This is a genomic window from Algoriphagus sp. (assembly GCF_024305035.1).
Lineage (GTDB): Bacteria > Bacteroidota > Bacteroidia > Cytophagales > Cyclobacteriaceae > Algoriphagus.
On record NZ_JAMWZB010000024.1, the window covers coordinates 26,572 to 41,545 of the forward strand.

Here is a 14,974-nt window from a genome sequence, read left to right on the forward strand (position 1 = left end):
GCCCATTTTTTAGAGAAAGGAATACTTCTATTTTTGATTGCTAGACTTCTGGTTAGAAATTTAATATCACTTTCCATTTGTCCAGTGAAGTTTATTTTCTTCTTTTTTCCAAAAGGAGTCTAAGCCGTTCAATCTGAATCCTGTGATACCTTTGCAATATGATCGGGTACAGGTTTCCGATCACATTGATAAGAGTGGAAACTAAGAAAACAAGGATATACCCTTTCATGAGAAGATAGAAAGCTAGGATTTCAATGGTAATAAAAGCCGCCAAGTGACCAAATTCGGATTGCCTTGTTTGGGTATCAAAGTTATCAATACCACCTTTGTTACCGTTAAAATACTTTTTTCGATTCTTTTCTTTTCCCCAAAAAAACTTGAGTAGGAATATTTTGAAATACTCCACACCCAAAATCTGATAAATGAATGCCAGGTTTCCTGAATTCTTGATCCTATAATAGGAGTTAGGTAAGATTCGGTTAGTCAAAAAGGCAAAACCTAGCAAAGCAAAAACCCCTGTTACAAATAAATTCAAGGCAAAGGAAAAAGTGAGTACGCCGAGTCAACTGAACTGAACTGGGTTGGTCAAATCCAAAAACCTGAGCAATTCCAGTGAACGGTAAGCTAGGAAAATAGAAGCGAAGGATAACAGAATCTTTTTTACCATAATTTTGATTAAGGCTATAAACCTTCAGTTTAAGAAAAAATCAATAACCACATAAAACTTGGGATAGTTCATTAAACTGTGTCTAGGTTTAAATCTTTATATCCACCTCACATCTTAGTTGGCTTAAGCCAACTAAGATGTGAGGTGGAAAGACTAATTTTTTTGTGGCACCCGCTCTGGGTACAGTTCCATAATTTCCCGCTGGATGGCAGTCCAACCATGCGCCTTTTTCTTCCATGACTTTTCATTCCTGTTGATCGAAAGAAAGAGCTGTTTGGTCAGTGCTGTCTCCGATACCCAAGCAGCCTTGCTTTTGATCAGTTTACGCATAATCCGATGAAGAGCTTCCACCGGATTGGTCGTGTAGATCATTTTGCGCATCGCTACGGGGAAGTGCAAAAAAGCCATCAGTTCATCCCAGTTTTCTCGCCACTGTTTGACAATATACTTGTATTTACTACCCCATTGGATATCAAAGGCTTCTAGGGCTGTCCTTGCCTGCTCTTCTGTTGTCGCGGTGTAGATCTGGCGTAAGGCTTTGATCACTTCTTTTTTGTCGGTCTCATCCACATATTTCAGTGAGTTCCGCATTTGATGGACGATACACTTTTGACTAACCGAGTCAGGAAAAGCCTCCTGAATCTGTTCGGAAAAACCCTGAAGATCATCCGTACAGATCACCAAAATATCCGCTACTCCTCGGGATTTCAGCTCTTCCATCACCATGCCCCACTTCCTGGCACCTTCTCCGCCAGAGTTGATGTAGAGCCCCAACACATCCCTGTTGCCTTCCCAGTCCACCGCATAGACCGTATAGCAGGCACTGCTGGTGTATTTGCCCTCCTGTCGTACGTTGAAGTGTATCGCATCCAGATAGACCACCGGATAAAAGCTTTGTAGGCTCCTGGTACGCCAGCTCTGAATCTCAGGCAACACCTTATCGGTAATCTCAGAAATACGCCCCGCAGAGAGGCTCACCCCATAAATATCCTCCAACAGCCGTCTCACATCTTCCACTGAGTTGCCTTGGGCATACAAAGCCAGGATCTGATCATCCAAACCACTGCTGAGTTCCCGTTCACGTTTGCCGATCAAGGCGGGATTAAAGTCGCCAGTGCGGTCTCGGGGAGTCGAAATATCTAAGGGACCAGCTTCGCTTACCACCCGCTTGGGAGTCCTCCCATTACGCTTGTTTACCTTGCCCGATTCACGCTCTTGGGAAAGAAAACTATCGATCTCGCCATCTAGCATCGTGTTCACCATTTGCTGCAAAAGCTCACTGAATGAACTCTCTTTTCCCAGCAATCCTTTCTTACTGTAAAGCCGCTCTTTAAGACGTTCGTTCATCTTTGGATCTTTCAATAAATCCTCAATGGTCTGTTTTTTCTTCATTAGTTGTAAAGTTAGCAGACACACTTAATTGAACAGTCTCTTCAACTTATCCATAAGTTATTTACTATGGAAACTAGAAATCCATACTATTAGACTCTTAGTGGATTTTAAAGTAACAATATCTCATGATACATTCAAGGATAAGCCTAAAAACAAATCTAATCGGTTCAATTTCAAGCGCTTTTTTAGCTAAGCACTTTGGCCTACAAATTTTCACTCTTATCCGGCTCCAAAAAAAATAAACCCTTAAACAATTCCCATCCTCTTTTCCCCTTTCTTGAAAAATCCCTGAATTCTGGGATTGATTATTTTTTGCTCGTTTTTGAAATTTATCAACGCAAATCAACAAATAGTTTTTGAAATTTTCCGTTCGGCAAAGCTCTCCAACAGAGACCTAAAATACCATCCTATAGGCATTTTACAGGGATTTTGGTACAGCTCAAACGCCTATTAGTTAATTCTATCAAATCAACAAATTATACTTTTAACCCTTAAATTCTTCTCCTATGTTAAAATTCAATCACATTTCGACTCAAAAAACCTATATGATCCAATCTGCTTTGGGAAGGTCTCTGGATGTCAAAAATGGTAGAGCCAAAGAAGGAAATGGCGTACAGCTCTACGATAAGAACGCTACGTTTGCCCAACAATGGGACTTAATCGATGCAGGAAATGGGTATTGTTACATTCGTTCCAAACTTGGTTATTTCCTAGATGTCAAGGGGGCCAATAAACACCCGGGAGCGGAAGTTCAGATTTGGGTCAGCACAAGCTCTGATGCCCAATTATGGAAACTCATTCTGGGAGATGAGGGGAATTTTCATATCCAATCAAAACTGGGGACTTATCTAGAGGTCCATGGAAGAGGCTCTGCCAATGGCGCCCTCTTGTTGATGTCTACAAAAAAAGACACCACAGCTCAAAAATGGAAATTTTATAGGATTCCCAGTGCGCTCTATCTTTCGAATTTCAAACCCCATCGAGATGGTTTTAACTTTGTCAATGACTTTCAAAATAATGTAATCAGTGGAATAGACGTGCGAACTTCAGGCTTATGTGGTGGAATGAGTTATACCGCTTTGGATTATTATTTTTCAAGAAGGGCTATTCCTTCGGCTCCATTCCGTCCTGCGGAAGGGACTACGCTTCACCGGTACATTTATAAACGACAGGTCAGTTCCATTATAGATAATTTGGATAAATGGGCAGAATTAACTTTTAATCCCTTTGGAGTCAGGGACTCTGAATTTGCAAATTGGGGTTTGGAAGGCAGATTAAATACACTTAGAAATCACTTAAGATCAAAGCGCCCCATCGCATTATGCTTATCGGATGTAGAAGGAAGAATTGATAAAGGCCACCAAGTAGTAGCCATTGGAATGGATTTGGGGAGGTTTTCACCTCGGACCAAGCAATTCAGTGAAGATGTTAAAATTTTCCTTTACGATCCAAACTATCCGAACCGGATGATCACCATGGTGCCAGATATGGCTAGAAATTGCTGGGAATACTTGGATGAAGATCAGGCCTATAGAACCTATTTTATTGATGAACGGTACAAAAGAAAATTGCCTCCTGTTTTACCCAAACAGACTGCTACTCAACCAGGACTAGTTCATGAGTTACTTGTTAATTTCTGTACAGGTTCGGATGACTTACGAGGTGGAAATGACAATGTCAATCTACGAGTTGATTATGCTGACAGAACGTATGAAAACTTCCTGAACCTCAACAATAGTCAGCGCTGGATTGATAACTATGACCATACCGTATCATTAATCCTGACTAAACCACATCGGCTCCCCGAAATCAAGTCCATTACGCTTTCTACCACTTTCAAAGGAGGATCTGGGGGGGACAATTGGAATCTTCAGAAACTCAAGATCACGGCTAAAGGCTTGGGAGTAAATAAAATGATCTTGGACAAAAAAGGAGACCCCTTTTTCCGATTTACGGGGAAAAAAAATAACTTACCAATCAGTATCGGTTGAAATTTCAGGACCTGGAAACTAGGGGAGTTAAATTTGAGCCTATCTAGATCACCTACCTAGCCACCCAGGACTCTGCAGGTGGCTTTATTTTTTTGTGCGATCTCCCAAATGCCAGCACAAATCTTCCCTATATAAATAGACACCATATAGGTTGAAAAGAAATTATTTTAAAATCCCAAAAAAATCCTGCTCATTTTTTCTTAGATCAAAGGCACAAATAACGAGCTGAACTACAGATTTTTAAGTATAACAATTAAGAATTTAAAAATACGTGTTTCTACGTATTTCGTTTAAATTTTTAAGGGTTTAATATTGATCTAATTAAGAAAGGGAATGCTCTTTTTCACAAGGAGGAATGATTTGGGTCAAGTTCCGACCAGTTGTCTTTTTCACTGATTAATAAACTAATAGCAGGTTCTAAACTGATTAATTATTTCTTTAAAATTCACATTTTAACCTTAATAAAAAATGAAAATCACTCAAAATCTTGGAGGTTTTGACATGGTATTGGGATTATCCCAGACTACGATCAACTACCAGTTCTTTAAACTACATCAACGAAATTTGATCCGAAAAAAATGGCTCGTTGGGGTCGGAAATGTATTGAATCCCGATCAAGGTGAAAAACCTTTTCATCTAGAGGGGAGCGATGATTCCATCCAAGGTAAAATAGCCCAATGGGTTTCAAATCAATCCCAAATTGCCAAAGCAAAATCGAATAAAAAGTGGGCAGAAATAGGCGAATTGATCGAAAAGGGGAAAGCTCTCGGCTTAAATCTTGATTATGCTTGGGATGCCATCATCAATGCCCCAACCATTGAAATCATTAAAAATAATTCAGGTCTGCTTTATTTTAACTTGATATTCTCCAGTGGCAAACTGTATTATCTACCAGAGGAAACTTCCGAAGTCAAGATTTTTGACCTGAAAGGGCTGATTTATTCCTTTACTGTACCAATCGGAAAAATCAAAATCACCAAAGATCAAATGCTTCTCCATGCGGATGATCATCTAAATGAGATCATTCGAGAAAGCGGACTTCAGGAATCGGATTTTAGAATTGAAAGTCTTTTCCTCAACTTTCAAAATGCCAATATTTCCAACTTTGACAAGTCCAGAAGCCAGTTCCCAGCTGAGACCACACTGCCCTTACAGGTCGCAATTGAAAGCTATTTTAACCGAATGCTCCAATCTTCGGATAGTCCCTATGTTTTAGGCTACGGGATTACCCGACCTGAAATCAAAAGTGAAAAGGCACTATTTCAACCCACCTCCTTGGACTTTTCAACCAGCTTTAGTCAAAAGAAAATAGCTACCAATCAGGTAGATGGACAGTTTAGTGCTTTCAATTTTATGATGATGCTCCAAGGCCGAAGTCCTGAAAAGGACGCCAGGGTGGGCATTCTTCCTAACAGTTTAATTGAATTAGGAAAAGATACTACCGCCACCATTGACGGGGTATTTGCCATGGACAGGGAGCGATTTGATGAGTATCTCCATTCATTAGATAGCTATTTGGTAGAGCTTTTTAGTTCCCAAAAAGACGTAACTGTTGACGGCGGAGCATTTAAACTGGTAAATGGCAACTGGGTCATGAAAGCACGGCATCATGCCAAGCGAATTGATGATACCATTGATACGACCTACACTTTGACTCGAAAGCAAATTCAAAATCAAAATTTGGGAATCCTAGTTGAATATGAGTTTCAGGTGGGTATTGTAATTGACATCAATGCCTTAATCTGGACCGTAAAGGAAATTAGCCTTTCAACCGCTGGCACCTATACCTACAAAGAGGTAAAAGAAAAAGGGAAAGTCGGCAAGTTTTCCTTTCTCATCAAAAACGGAAAAGAAGGAAAGTTTGATCTTCAACCCAATCTGGAATCTCCCAAAATCGCCTTCAACGAAGATCCTAATCTCCTTCACGGTTCATTTTGGGATGTTTTTCTTGAAATTTTGAGCTTTATCTTCCTATGGCCGATCAAAATTGCTGAAGGAATAGTAAATCAAATTGCGGTGGATCTCGGCTCCAACTCTGCTGTTATTCAAAATAAAAAACTCGAATCACTCCGAAAGCTAAATGTACTCAACCAAAGTAATCAGGTCATTCTGCCTTTGGGAAAAACATATACTTATAAAAATCTAAGGTATTTCGAGAAAGAGACTCTCATTGCCTATGATATTTCTTATGCCATTGTAATTGAAAAATAAATTTTTGAACTATGAACTCTCAACCAGGAACACAAGTATCACGGGAAGATCAGGTCCAAGTAAAGTTCAACAGTGAGTTGATGAACAACTACTTTCCTGAATCCACCATTGAAGCAAAAAAGGAAATCCGAACCCTAATGATTGGCCCGGATCAACCTTTACTATTTTTTCAGAACACCGAAGAAAAACTTATGGCCGTCCTTCGAAAAGAGGGATCTTTCACCGGATGGGTTTCCTTTTCCCTTTCAAACCAAGCAGTGGTTGATTATGAATTGGAATACAATCCCGAAACCGAAAGTTTTCAAATTGCCAAAGTAGAGGATAATCAAGTCCTTGTATCCCAATCCATTTCCATTAAGGACACCAATTTTGAAAAATTGGATGCTGTAATAAATTGGAAATCGGTAACTCCAGATAGCTGGAAAGAACAAATTGATCGGGTATCCCTAGGAAGGGAGCACCTGTTGTTCGCTACCTCCCAGCCCAACAGCGATGCACTTCATTATCTGGTTGATCTAAAGGACTTGAAGCCAAAGTCTTATACGCTTCCGGAGCACGCCACAAAGATTCTTCATTTTGAGTTGGGAAGCTTTTTGTATTCAAATGGAGTCTTTTTCCTCTATCAAATTGGGCAGGTAAAAGGCATGCTCTATCAGTCATTTCCCGATCCGGTTTACCAAAAAACCGATCAGTGGCGGTTTGAATTTGAAGAATCCATCGAATGCTTTGCCTTAGTAGAGTCTGAAGAGGGCAATGACAGGGTATATGCAGCGGGAAACCGGGTACATGAAGTAAGCGCAGCAGCTGATGGAAGCAGCTTTTCCATCCAAACCCTACCTGGGAAATTCAACACTATAAAAAAAATAAGAGCCGCCTCCTTTCAATTGGAAAATACCATTTGGGCATTGGATGAGATCGGATTACATTATCAAACCAACCGCTTCTTTGACCAAAAAAAGCAGGCGTTTGAAATTGGAAGATGGACCAGCCCCTTATTAATGGTGGAAGGTGCCGAACAATTCAGCTGTGCTAAAGGCAGGGGAATCCGAAACCAACTCTATACGATCAACACCTCTGCAGGAAATGAGCTCAGCAGACTCTGGCAAGACGAGGTGACATCGCTTTGGCACAATCACACTCTGTATCTGGAGGACCTGAATGCGCTGAAGGAGGTGGAATCCTATGCCGCCCAAGTCATGTTTCAAACTCCCCATACGCTGAGATCATTTCAAGGGACCTCAGTAAATCTGAGTGCAGAAACCAACCTGTTGGTCTATATCAACAGCAAAAGTTATCATCTTAAGCCCAATGAACAGGTTGCTATTCCACTAGGACTAGTTCCAGAATTCACCATCATTTGTCCGGTGAAAGAAATTGGATCTTCTCGAATAAAGCTATCAGCTCCATTTTTGGAGGAAGAAATAGCCATTGATCTTTCCAATCAGGTACTGGCCCGGCTGGACAACCGGATCAAAGAAAGCGGAGGACTAGATAAACTTCAGACCAAGAATGGAAAGCCACTCATACCCGGTCAACCAGATCATGCGGTAGTCAAAGAAGTTGAAAAGGGAATAGCTCAGGCCTTATCTTTAAACCAAAGTTTAGCTCAAAACAACCTGCACAATTTCCAAACCACCTCTTTTTCCATTCAACATCCTGGCAATCAACAAAAAGCTAACACGAACGTACTATCTCACTCATTCTTAGACGAAGCGGGTCATACCTTGGGCGATTTCTTCCATTCAATTTGGATGAAAGCTCAGCAAGTTGTAGAGTTTGTCGTTGAAAGGGTAACAGAAGGAGTTCGGTTTGTAATCAAAATTGGAGAACAAGTCCTAAACTGGATTGTAAAAACCGTTCAGGAAATCGGTGCATTTGTTCAGCGGGTTTTTGAAGCAATCGGTGTTTTCTTCAAAGATTTATTTGACTTCCTTGCGTTTCTTTTTGACTGGGATTCCATTGTACAAACCAAAAATGCTTACAAGGGATTTGTCAATAATTCTTTAGAAAGCCTTAGGCTGGAAATAGGGAATATCAAGCACTTTATTGACACTACCCTGGAGCGAGAAATAGCCAAATTTTCCCCTGAATTGGTCATCATTCCGGAGCAGATGGATCAAGTAAAAGCATCCAATCCCTCTGCTGGACCCGGACCTGATCCGCGATCCAATTGGCTAAACTCCAAAAAGGACTACCTCAATCACAGTAAAGAGTCTGGTGGTAATAAACGCATGCCAGATGAATTTTCGACCGTTTTTGAAGATTTGATTCGAAGACTTCAACCGATCCTTCAGGAAACCGGTGTGGGGTTTTTACATGAAATCCAATTGGTAGGGGAAGAATTTCAGAATGTGATTTCCGGAAAAATTTCCTTTGGGCAATTTTTACAATTTGCACTGCAAAAGCTGGCAGGGACAGGTCTTTTCCTACTCAAGCAATTTATAGATGTACTATTAGAAACTTTAGAAGCTCTATTAGAAGCTGCTTATGTGGGCTTAAACAAAGAATGGCAAATACCTATCATCTCTGAGTTGTATAAAAAAGTATCTGGAGGAGATGCCATGAGCTTTTTAGATGTGATGTGCCTTCTGGTTGCAATCCCTACTACTATACTCTACAAAATTGCAGAAAACAAAGCTCCATTCGAATCCCCTGCCACTAAGGAGGCCTTTTTAAAGCGGGGTGAAACTGTATTTCAATTAAACTTAAATTAAACCATCATGACAGTAGAAGACGAAATTGACCGAATTCTTGGATTTAGCACCTTAGGATTATCAAGTCTGGAGTTACTTTTATTTCCAGCTGTGGAGATCTCAGAATCCACCGAAACATCCATAGGCTTTGTTGGTCAAGCCGCAGATTTTATCTCAGGAGTGAGCCTAGTTTCCCTAACAGGAAGCTTATTGTTACTCTATCATCGAAAAGTGGACATCAACCCGATATTTAAATGGGTATTGATACCGATTTTGGTTGTTGGTCTTGCATTTATTTTGGGAGTAATCGCATTTCAGGGAATAGGCAAAGCCAACTTAAAGAAAGGCTTTGAAATCGGAAAAAAATTTGTGAAACCGGTGATTTTCACCTTAGGTGGGATCGCTATTATTCCTATGATGGGTATTTTTCCTCAACAGCTAGTAAATGCCTCTTGGATTGGGAAAATAATCCAATACATTCCTGCTTTCTTTAGTATTCCTCCTTTAAATAAAAACCAATTTTACGCAATTGTTATTTTGGTCAAAGCCGGAGGCATGATCACCTCCATCGGAGGGCAAGTCATTGAGTTAGCTCAGCCCAAGAAGCTGGAGAGATAAAGAATTTAACGTTTACCCAAGGAAACGTTTATCCCTGAATTCTTTAAGTCTGCTGAATTCGCAAACCATTTGCACTGAATAGACTAAAAAGAATTTAGGGGTAAATTTTTATTCTCATTCCACCCCTTTTAGTTTGGCAACTCCAATACGGTAGTAGGACTTCGATTCTGAACTCATCTCCATCGGTGAATTAAATTTGAATCAAACAACCCTTCCTCTGGTTGATTTTCGGAAATAGACATAAGAAACTATACCCAGCCCTATGGGAACCAACAACACTAGCATCTGAGGATCAAATCCAGCTGCAGCAATCCCACTGTAAATCGCTCCTGTCAAATTAAACGTAAACCCTGCGTAGGCCCATTCTTTGAGCCGGGGAAACCGGGGATAAAGAAGTGCCATAACCCCAAGAATCTTTGCAATTCCCAGAAAGGGCAGTAAATAGAGAGGATATCCAAGCGACTCAAAAACAGTCACCCATTCTTGGGCCTTTAAAATATTTGGAATAGCCGAAGTAAGCATAAAAAGACTGAATAATCCGGTACAAACCCAATAAATAATTCGGTCCCGTTTTGAAGGTAATTTTTGCATAATGCTGGGGTTTAGAGAAATAAGTTTATTTTATAAATTTAGTAAACAAGGTATTCCCATGCCATTGAATCGTTTATGAAACTCTACTTTTATTTTTGATACTCTCCATCGGAAAGACTTCCAAGTAAAACAGCAAGCCCCCAGAAAGTCAAGTGGCTTATTCCTTCCCTAGTCCATCTTTTTTTGAATCATTTGTGAATAAGAAGGATCTGCTCTCCCTAGTTCCACCTAAAGCTTTCTAACCTTTACTGGTTATTTCTTCTCTACCTTTCCCACCCTGACCAGCTATGAATTTTTCCAGTAAGTTTTGCAAGACATCGAATCACTAGTGAAGGAAATAAGCTTTAGATATTCATGAGGCTAAATTTCAATCACATAAGAGGTAATCGACTTTATTTTAGTCCCTTTGGCGTCCTGAAACACATAGAAGTCAGAAAAGGCATATCGCTTTCCATTCTGCATTTTAAGGGTTCCGTTTGCTGCCCCTTGCTTTCCATGAGATAAAATCTGATCAAGGGCTAACTCCATGGCTTTTTCTCCTTGCATTTTTTTTACTTCTTCGGCAAAATTTTCCTTTCCTTTAATTTTCTTTTTTCCAATACTAGTCCACACGATTTGATCGGTTACGCTGTCAATAATGAACCCAACCTCACTGCCAGCAAAAGCAATCGTAAATTGTTTGATTAATTCCATTTTCGGGGAATTGCCACAATTTGGACTTGAGGTAATTTTTATCATTTGGCAAAGATTTTAGGTAAAATTCAGTTCAATTTCTTATCCGATTTTAAAAGATATACTCAGGTTTACTTCTTTTCAGGCAGGTTAAAGGACTCTTGCTTTACTTCCAGGTTCAGGATCATCTATTCTCCCACTTGCTTAAGGGAATCAACATCGCAATTTTGATTACCGCTTCAGGATTTCACTTCATATCATTCTGGTTCCATGTTTTAGATTTTCTCTTAGCGAGTTTGTCGGATATTGCTCTGAGCTAATAAATAAATTCGGGATATCAAGTTTTAAGAAGGCAGGTTGGCTCAAACCCTGAATTGCCTAAGATGATGATCGGTATGCTTGTAAACTAAAATCCCAATTTGTTCTTCGCTCATTTTGCCCAAAAAATCATGAACGAATTCAGGATTACTGTAATGGGCATATTCTTCAATCAAACAAATCCATTTTTCAATTTCCGAGGGTAAATCTCCCCACTCTTTTTTTACTTTAAATTGCTCGGAAGTAGGGATGTTTTTATCCAGGGGTTTTTCATCCTTGATCATCCTCTGTAAGGCAAATTTACCAAAAATCTTACCCATTAAGGTTTGTCTATATACCTGGCCTGCTGTACCAAGTATCCAGGCATTCCAATAGGTATTATGCTTGACCATTTGGTACACATTCATTTTTCCCCATTCAGGCTTCATTTCAGCTTTAAGTAAACTAATTCTCCCGATTAGCTCCTTTCTGGTATCTGGATTAAATATTGTCTGCATAGTTTAAATCAATTGAATCTATCGTGTAGCTCCCCTGAGGATTCTGCGTTCTGGAAATAAACCTTCTTATCCCTTCGGGATTTGAACATCTCAAGTCGTTGACCTATTCAAAGGTCGGAATAAACCAAGTGACAATTCCGGTGCATTTGCGGCTTATATACAGGTATATTCTGCCAATAAAAAGCAAAGGCTTTGGCAAATAGGAATGCTTTAGATCGAAAATTGACCTGTTCAACAGAAAACCTTACCTTGACAGAAGCCTAGTATTTTTATCATGAAACACATTTCTATTATCGTTCCTGAAGGGGACAGTAGCCTGAGCAATCTAGAAGCCACCTTTAAGATGTTCCACATGGCAAATGATCAGTTTGTGCAAATGGGTAAATCCATTAGGTTTGAGGTCCATCTGGTCGGCATTTCCCAACAGACAAAAGTCAGCAATGGCTTATTCCGTGTTACCCCAACTAAAACCATCCACGAAATTACCCAAACAGACCTGATCATCATTCCGGCGATTCATGGGGACACCGATCAAATCCTGAAGTCCAATGCAGCTTTTATCCCTTGGATGATTTCCCATTACCATCAAGGGGCGGAATTGGCCAGCTTGTGTATCGGTGCTTTTCTGCTCGCAAAAACAGGCTTATTGAACGGTAAGCAATGTGCCACCCATTGGCTCATGGCAACAAAATTCAGAGAAATGTACCCGGAGGTAACTTTGGTAGATGATAAAATTATGACAGACCATCAGGGCTTGTATACCAGCGGAGGCGCCTATTCCTCCCTAAACCTCAACTTATACCTAATCGAGAAATACGCAGGCCGGTCCATGTCTATTTTGCACTCCAAAATCTTTCAGATCGATATCAACCGACAGAGCCAATCTCCATTTATCATATTTCAGGGTCAAAAGAATCATCAGGATAAGGAAGTCCTGTACGTTCAGGAGTATTTGGAAACTAATTTTGCCCAAAAACTCACCGTCGACCAGTTGGCCGAGATTGCAGCCACAAGTCGAAGGAGTTTTGAGCGCCGGTTTAAACAAGCCACAAAGAACACTGCATTGGAGTATATTCAACGCATTCGCATTGAGGCTGCCAAGCGAAATTTTGAAACCAATGACCAAAATGTCAGTGAAGTGATGTTTGCTGTGGGCTACAGCGATCCCAAAACCTTCCGGTCAGTATTTAAGCGGATTACGGGCCTAACTCCGATAGAATACCGAAACCGGTATCATAGCTAAAGACGAGCCCAAATTCTCCCCCCCTTCAATCTCCCTAATTATCTCCACTCGGGAAAAAACCCATGTTGGTAGAAACGGCGATCCTATTCCAACTATTGATGACCGCTATCTCCAGGATGAGCTGGGCAATTTCCCGGTCTGAAAATGCTTCTTTGGCCTCTTGATAGGTTTTCTCTGTAAGTCCTTGTTTTGCTATCAGCGTAATTTCTTCTGTCATTTGAAGTACCACCCGTTCCAAGGGACTGTAAAGTGAGGATTCCCTCCAGGCACTTAAGGTAAAAATCCTAAGCTGGCTTTCGCCCTGCTTCAAAGCTTCGCTGGTATGCATTTTAATGCAATAAGCACAACCATTGATCTGGGAAGCTCGAATTTTAATCAAACTTTTCAATTTTAGAGGAATTGGAGAGGCTTTCAAGAGTTTCTCCAGACCAATCATGGCTTGGTATGCATCTGGCTCAAGGCCTTGAATGTTTATTCGTTTATCCATAGCGCTTTTTATTTTTTCTGGTAATGAATCATCCAGTTGATGCCATACTTATCTTGAAAGCTGCCGAAATAGGCCCCCCAAAACATATCCTGAATCGGCATTTCAATTTTTCCACCCGATGAAAGTTCATCAAAAAGGCGCTTGGCTTCCTCCCTGGAATCCGGTTCCAAATTGATGTGCATGTTATTGCCCGTATTTACGGTCATCCCAAATTCCTTAGGAGCATCGGTACCCATGAGGACATGGCCTCCCAGAATCGGCAATTCCACATGAAGGACTAGCTGCTTTACAGATTCCGACATAGGGGGTTGACCGGGTTCGGCCGGAACTTCCTCAAAGCGCCGAATACCATTGGTAAAATCAGATTGAAAAACCTCCTTATAAAAGGTAAATGCTTCTTCGGTATTGCCCGGAAAGTTCAAGTAGGTAGACACTTGAGGCAGTTGGTTTGTTTTGTTTTGCTTTCTGAGAAAAAACTGTGCGGCAATGTATTGATCTAGGTTTTCAAGGCCTGCGGTAAAGCCTTCCTTAAAGCCCATGGCAATAATTTTTTCCAGATCTTCCAAGGTATCAAAAGTCAGCAGGATATCAACCTGGGTTTCATCCCCCAAATCCTTAAACGTATTCTCCCATTTATTTTTGGGAAGAGAAGGATTGAAGTTTCCTTCCTGGTCACAAAAGCCGTCTAGTGCAGAAAAGAACTTCTCAGGACTGATCCTAAGATAGTCCACCCTTGACCAATGTTTTTCATCATCAGGACCTATCATTGCATAGATCCAGCTACCTCCTTCCCTAAAGTCCATGGATTTGGTTTTGGCTACCCAGGGTTTGGGGGCCCACCATCGGTCGAGAATATCCGATTCTGTCCAAGCTGCCCAGACCAATTCGGTTGGGGCCTGAAAAGTGCGCTCCACTTTAATTTGATTGTTGGATTTGTCCACTTCAAAGTTGAATAAAATAGCCTTCTTCATTTTCTGTTGAGTTTAAGTTGTTCTAATACATCGTCTAATTGATCGAACCGCTGGGTCAATAGCTGTTTAAATTGCTCCAGCCAACGCTCTATTTCCTTTAGTTTATCGGCATTTAAATGATAGTAGATCTCCCTCCCTTTCTGTTCTTGTCTTACGATTTCACATTCGGTGAGGATCTGAAGATGTTTTGAAATAGCCTGGCGACTCGAATTAAAGTGCTCCGTCAGCGCATTTGGAGTCAATGCACCTAGAGTCAAAAGCATAATGATTGCTCTTCTACTCGGATCAGCAATCGCTTGAAACACATCCCTTCTGATTTTCATTGATTTTATATGCTACTAAGTGGTTGCTAATATATATGCAATTATTTAATTGCGCAAATTTCACTTTTGGATTTATTCCAAAAGTGACAAAAACTGAAACTTGCCGGAATCTGTTTTGGCTTCCACATTTTTTTAAATCAAAAAATAAGCGGCATTACAACCATCAGCTCGATTTTCAAAAATCAACTTGCCAAAGATGGAACAGGTAGCGAGACTACCCTATCCATCTTGATGGTTAATCTTTTCAAGCCGTTTGCTAAAAAATTCCAGGCTTTCGGTGATTCCTTTCCGAATTCTGGA

General features: G+C 40.5%; 13 protein-coding genes. 5 read left to right on the top strand and 8 right to left on the bottom strand.

The annotated features are described in order from the left end of the window. Positions 1 to 91: 91 nt before the first annotated feature. Both Q0L00_RS19720 and Q0L00_RS14150 read right to left on the bottom strand, forming a co-directional pair. Positions 92 to 535 carry a hypothetical protein gene (locus tag Q0L00_RS19720; protein WP_363318551.1) on the bottom strand — a complete coding sequence of 148 codons (444 nt, stop codon included), beginning with the start codon at positions 533 to 535 and terminating at the stop codon, positions 92 to 94. A 285-nt stretch (positions 536 to 820) separates the two neighbouring features. Further along, on the bottom strand, positions 821 to 2,059 hold the full coding sequence (locus Q0L00_RS14150; protein WP_297337538.1) for an IS256 family transposase: 1,239 nt from the start codon (positions 2,057 to 2,059) through the stop codon (positions 821 to 823). A 506-nt stretch (positions 2,060 to 2,565) separates the two neighbouring features. On the opposite strand from Q0L00_RS14150, the gene Q0L00_RS14155 reads away from it, so the two are divergent. The 4 genes from Q0L00_RS14155 to Q0L00_RS14170 all read left to right on the top strand — a co-directional run bounded on the left by Q0L00_RS14155 (position 2,566) and on the right by Q0L00_RS14170 (position 9,572). Further along, entirely contained in the window at positions 2,566 to 4,050 is a 1,485-nt protein-coding gene (locus Q0L00_RS14155) for an RICIN domain-containing protein (RefSeq protein ID WP_297337539.1), read from the top strand. A 468-nt stretch (positions 4,051 to 4,518) separates the two neighbouring features. Beyond that, positions 4,519 to 6,261 (top strand): hypothetical protein, encoded by a 1,743-nt coding sequence (locus tag Q0L00_RS14160; RefSeq protein WP_297337540.1) that lies wholly within the window; start codon positions 4,519 to 4,521, stop codon positions 6,259 to 6,261. Between the two features lie 11 nt (positions 6,262 to 6,272). Then, entirely contained in the window at positions 6,273 to 8,975 is a 2,703-nt protein-coding gene (locus Q0L00_RS14165; RefSeq protein WP_297337541.1) for a hypothetical protein, read from the top strand. Positions 8,976 to 8,981: 6 nt separating this feature from the next. Further along, a complete protein-coding gene (locus Q0L00_RS14170; RefSeq protein WP_297337542.1) occupies positions 8,982 to 9,572 on the top strand; it encodes a hypothetical protein in 591 nt (196 codons plus the stop codon). A gap of 201 nt (positions 9,573 to 9,773) precedes the next feature. Here the strand turns inward: Q0L00_RS14170 and Q0L00_RS14175 are convergent, their stop codons facing one another. The 3 genes from Q0L00_RS14175 to Q0L00_RS14185 form a co-directional block, all read right to left on the bottom strand. After that, positions 9,774 to 10,163 carry a DoxX family protein gene (locus tag Q0L00_RS14175; RefSeq protein ID WP_297337543.1) on the bottom strand — a complete coding sequence of 130 codons (390 nt, stop codon included), beginning with the start codon at positions 10,161 to 10,163 and terminating at the stop codon, positions 9,774 to 9,776. A gap of 360 nt (positions 10,164 to 10,523) precedes the next feature. Further along, the gene (locus tag Q0L00_RS14180; protein ID WP_297337544.1) at positions 10,524 to 10,856 is read right to left on the bottom strand and encodes a nuclear transport factor 2 family protein; all 333 of its coding nucleotides are present in this window, start codon (positions 10,854 to 10,856) and stop codon (positions 10,524 to 10,526) included. Positions 10,857 to 11,197: 341 nt separating this feature from the next. Then, positions 11,198 to 11,650: a DUF1569 domain-containing protein gene (locus Q0L00_RS14185; RefSeq protein ID WP_297337545.1), complete on the bottom strand. Its 453-nt coding sequence runs from the start codon at positions 11,648 to 11,650 to the stop codon at positions 11,198 to 11,200. A 274-nt stretch (positions 11,651 to 11,924) separates the two neighbouring features. Here Q0L00_RS14185 and Q0L00_RS14190 point away from each other — a divergent pair, with 274 nt between their 5' ends. Continuing rightward, a complete protein-coding gene (locus tag Q0L00_RS14190) occupies positions 11,925 to 12,893 on the top strand; it encodes a helix-turn-helix domain-containing protein (protein ID WP_297337546.1) in 969 nt (322 codons plus the stop codon). A 34-nt stretch (positions 12,894 to 12,927) separates the two neighbouring features. Here the strand turns inward: Q0L00_RS14190 and Q0L00_RS14195 are convergent, their stop codons facing one another. From Q0L00_RS14195 to Q0L00_RS14205, 3 genes are read right to left on the bottom strand one after another with little or no spacing between them, the layout of a single operon-like run. Beyond that, positions 12,928 to 13,380, bottom strand: a complete 453-nt coding sequence (locus tag Q0L00_RS14195) for a carboxymuconolactone decarboxylase family protein (RefSeq protein WP_297337547.1) — start codon at positions 13,378 to 13,380, stop codon at positions 12,928 to 12,930. Positions 13,381 to 13,388: 8 nt separating this feature from the next. After that, positions 13,389 to 14,351 carry an SRPBCC domain-containing protein gene (locus Q0L00_RS14200; protein WP_297337548.1) on the bottom strand — a complete coding sequence of 321 codons (963 nt, stop codon included), beginning with the start codon at positions 14,349 to 14,351 and terminating at the stop codon, positions 13,389 to 13,391. Beyond that, the gene (locus Q0L00_RS14205) at positions 14,348 to 14,668 is read right to left on the bottom strand and encodes a metalloregulator ArsR/SmtB family transcription factor (RefSeq protein WP_297337585.1); all 321 of its coding nucleotides are present in this window, start codon (positions 14,666 to 14,668) and stop codon (positions 14,348 to 14,350) included. The genes Q0L00_RS14200 and Q0L00_RS14205 overlap by 4 nt, the downstream gene beginning before the upstream one ends. Positions 14,669 to 14,974 lie beyond the last annotated feature (306 nt).